Genomic DNA, 3,273 nt, shown 5'->3' on the forward strand with positions numbered 1-3,273 from the left:
CATGCACCGAGCGTGCCGCGGGAGTGTTACATCGAGACTCGAGTTGCGTTAACGGCGGGTAAGGTCTGTGGTTTTGCCGCGGCATCCCGATGCCGTAGAATCGATCCTTGGTGCCTGCGCCCTGCTGGCCTCGCACCGCGAACGTGAGCCCTCCACTGGTGCGTTTGCTCATTCGGTGCGTTTCGTCTGGCCATCGGCCTCGCGCAACGACCGGGTGTCAAACCCCCCGGAGCGGGATTCACGAACATCTCCGTTCGAATCAAGAAAGCAGCACTATTGTGACGCGCACGTACACCCCCAAGGCTGGCGAAGCCCAGCGCGAGTGGCTTGTCATCGACGCCACCGACGTCGTTCTCGGCCGGCTCGCAAGCCACGCGGCAGCACTCCTCCGCGGCAAGCACAAGGCGACCTTCGCCAACCACATGGACATGGGCGACTTCGTCATCATCATCAACGCCGACAAGGTCGCGCTGACGGGTCAGAAGCTCCAGAAGAAGAAGGCCTACCGCCACTCGGGCTACCCGGGCGGCCTGAAGTCGGTCACCTACGAGGAGCTCCTCGCGAAGAACCCCGAGCGCGCTGTCGAGAAGGCCGTCCGCGGCATGCTCCCCAAGAACAGCCTGGGTGCGCAGCAGCTCACCAAGCTCAAGGTCTACCGCGGCGCCGAGCACCCCCACGGTGCGCAGCAGCCCAAGACCTTCACCCTCGACCAGGTCGCCCAGTAAGCGCCTCCCAGACTGACTAAGGACACACTCGTGGCGAAGATCGAAGAATCCACCGAAAGCAACTTCTCGACCGAGACCCCGGTCGACCAGACCGTCGTGGCCGCAGAGCGCCCCGTGCTCAGCGTTCCCGGCGCCGCGGTCGGCCGTCGCAAGCAGGCCATCGCCCGCGTGCGCATCGTTCCCGGCACCGGCGTCATCACCGTCAACGGCCGCACGTTCGAGGACTACTTCCCGAACAAGCTGCACCAGCAGCTGGTGAAGGACCCCTTCACCGTGCTCAACCTCACGGACGCGTACGACGTCATCGCCCGCATCTCCGGCGGCGGCCCCTCAGGTCAGGCAGGGGCCCTGCGCCTGGGCATCGCCCGTTCGCTGAACGGCATCGACGTCGACAACAACCGCGCCACCCTGAAGAAGGCCGGCTTCCTCTCGCGCGACGCGCGCGTCAAAGAGCGCAAGAAGGCCGGTCTCAAGAAGGCGCGCAAGGCCCCTCAGTACTCGAAGCGCTAGGTCGGAACCCCTCCGATGCCGCTGTTCGGCACGGACGGGGTGCGGGGGCTGGCCAACGGCCCCCTCACCGCCGACCTCGCACTCACCCTGGCCCAGGCGACCGCCGTCGTCCTGGGCCAGGGGCGTACGGCCGAGGCCCGCAAGGCCGCCGGCAAGCGGCTGACAGCCGTCGTCGCGCGTGACCCGCGCGTATCGGGCGAGTTCATCTCCGCCGCCGTCTCCGCCGGGCTGGCATCGTCGGGCGTCGACGTGCTCGACGCCGGCGTGCTGCCCACCCCCGCGGCCGCTTATCTGATCGCCGACATCGAGGCCGACTTCGGCGTGATGGTTTCGGCATCCCACAACCCCGCTCCCGACAACGGGATCAAGATCTTCGCGCGCGGCGGTGTCAAGCTCCCCGATGTGGTCGAGCAGCGCATCGAGCACGCGATGACAGGCCCCAAGCTCCAGCCCACCGGTGCCGGCGTCGGCCGCATCCGCCGGTTCGCGGATGCCGAGGACCGCTACGTCGTGCACCTGCTCGCCTCGTTGCCGCACCGCCTCGACGGGCTGCACGTCGTCCTCGACTGCGCGCATGGAGCGGCATCCGGAGTCTCGCCCGAGACGTTCCGCGACGCCGGCGCCCGGGTGACGGTCATCGGCGCCGACCCCGACGGACTGAACATCAACGACGGCGTCGGCTCGACGCACCTCGACTCGCTCGCGGCCGAGGTCGTGCGGCACGGAGCCGACCTGGGCATCGCCCACGACGGCGACGCCGACCGCTGCCTCGCCGTAGACGCGCGCGGCCGCATCGTCGACGGCGACCAGATCATGGCGATCCTCGCGGTGTCGATGAAGGACCGCGGACACCTCGTCGAGAACACGCTCGTGGCCACGGTCATGAGCAACCTCGGACTGCACCGCGCGATGTCCGACCAGGGCATCACGGTCGTGCAGACCGGAGTCGGCGACCGATACGTGCTCGAGGCCATGAACGAAGGCGGCTACTCGCTCGGCGGCGAGCAGTCCGGCCACGTCATCATGAGCGAGTACGCCACCACCGGCGACGGACTGCTCACCGGCCTGCACCTGATGGCCGAGATGGCGCGGCAGGGCAAGACCCTCGCGCAGCTCGCAGCAATCATGACCGTCTATCCGCAGGTGCTCGTGAACGTGCGCGGCGTGGATCGCTCGCTCGCCGCGAGCGACCAGGGCGTGGCGGATGCCGTGGCCGCCGTCTCTGCCGAGCTCGGCGATTCCGGCCGCGTGCTGCTGCGCCCATCGGGCACCGAGGAGATGGTGCGCGTCATGGTGGAGGCGGCCGACGCGGATGCCGCGCAGTCCTACGCGGACCGCCTGGCCGGCGTGGTGCGGGAGCGCCTCGCGCTGTAGTCCCCCGGCATCAGCGCTCGCGGCTTGGCGAGGTCCACCGGTCGCGCATAACTCCTGCATTTCGGCGCGCTCGTCTGGCCGTCGGGCCGGATTTCCGACCTGCCGCCCGGGGCGCGCTCGCGGATTGCAGGAGTTATGCGCCGTGACTCACGCGGCATGGCGGCGCGGCTTCCCATTGAAGGTCGCGACGGCGAGGTCCACGCTGGGTGCATCAGCAATTCCCCGAGTACGAAGGGACCGGGACCATGCCTCTTTATCTGTCGAAGTTCAGCTACACCGCGGAGACCTGGGCGAGGCTGGTGCACAATCCCGAGGACCGGCGGCTGGCCGCCTCGGCGTACATCGAGTCGGTCGGCGGCAGTCTCCACGGCTTCTGGTACGCCTTCGGAACCCACGACGGGTACGCGCTGTGGGAGGCTCCGAACAACGTCTCGATGGCCGCCGTCGCGCTCGCCCTCAGCAGCGGGGGTGCGCTGAGCTCGCTGGAGACGGTTGTGCTCCTGAGCGTCGATGACACCCTCGAGGCCCTGGGCAAAGTCGGGCAGATCCACTATCGCCCCCCGGGTGCCTGACCCGGCGCGGGCGTTTCGTCTCGGTCGCTGCGCTCCCTCGCTCAACGACCGGGGCGGTCGCGGCGCTCCCTCGCTGAGCGACCGGGGCGGTC

4 protein-coding genes are annotated in these 3,273 nt (G+C 68.8%); all 4 read left to right on the forward strand.

Going from position 1 to position 3,273, the window contains the following annotated elements; translation table 11 throughout:
• Window positions 1–278 precede the first annotated feature (278 nt).
• The 4 genes from rplM (at window position 279) to VFX99_RS08740 (ending at window position 3,181) form a co-directional block, all read left to right on the forward strand.
• Entirely contained in the window at window positions 279–725 is a 447-nt protein-coding gene (gene rplM / locus VFX99_RS08725) for a 50S ribosomal protein L13 (RefSeq protein WP_329665907.1), read from the forward strand.
• A gap of 30 nt (window positions 726–755) precedes the next feature.
• The gene (rpsI, locus tag VFX99_RS08730; protein ID WP_329665908.1) at window positions 756–1,235 is read left to right on the forward strand and encodes a 30S ribosomal protein S9; all 480 of its coding nucleotides are present in this window, start codon (window positions 756–758) and stop codon (window positions 1,233–1,235) included.
• Between the two features lie 15 nt (window positions 1,236–1,250).
• Entirely contained in the window at window positions 1,251–2,609 is a 1,359-nt protein-coding gene (gene glmM, locus VFX99_RS08735) for a phosphoglucosamine mutase (protein WP_329665909.1), read from the forward strand.
• Window positions 2,610–2,854: 245 nt separating this feature from the next.
• Complete coding sequence (locus VFX99_RS08740) at window positions 2,855–3,181, forward strand: GYD domain-containing protein (RefSeq protein WP_329665910.1); 327 nt, start codon at window positions 2,855–2,857, stop codon at window positions 3,179–3,181.
• The last annotated feature ends 92 nt before the right edge of the window (window positions 3,182–3,273 follow it).

Source organism: Microbacterium sp. (assembly GCF_036277215.1).
Taxonomy (GTDB): Bacteria; Actinomycetota; Actinomycetes; order Actinomycetales; family Microbacteriaceae; genus Microbacterium.

What these genes read in the sequence shown, in the direction of transcription:
- glmM (WP_329665909.1), top strand. Translation starts at nt 1,251, where the DNA reads ATGCCGCTGTTCGGCACGGACGGGGTGCGGGGGCTGGCCAACGGCCCC.
- VFX99_RS08740 (WP_329665910.1), top strand. Translation starts at nt 2,855, where the DNA reads ATGCCTCTTTATCTGTCGAAGTTCAGCTACACCGCGGAGACCTGGGCG.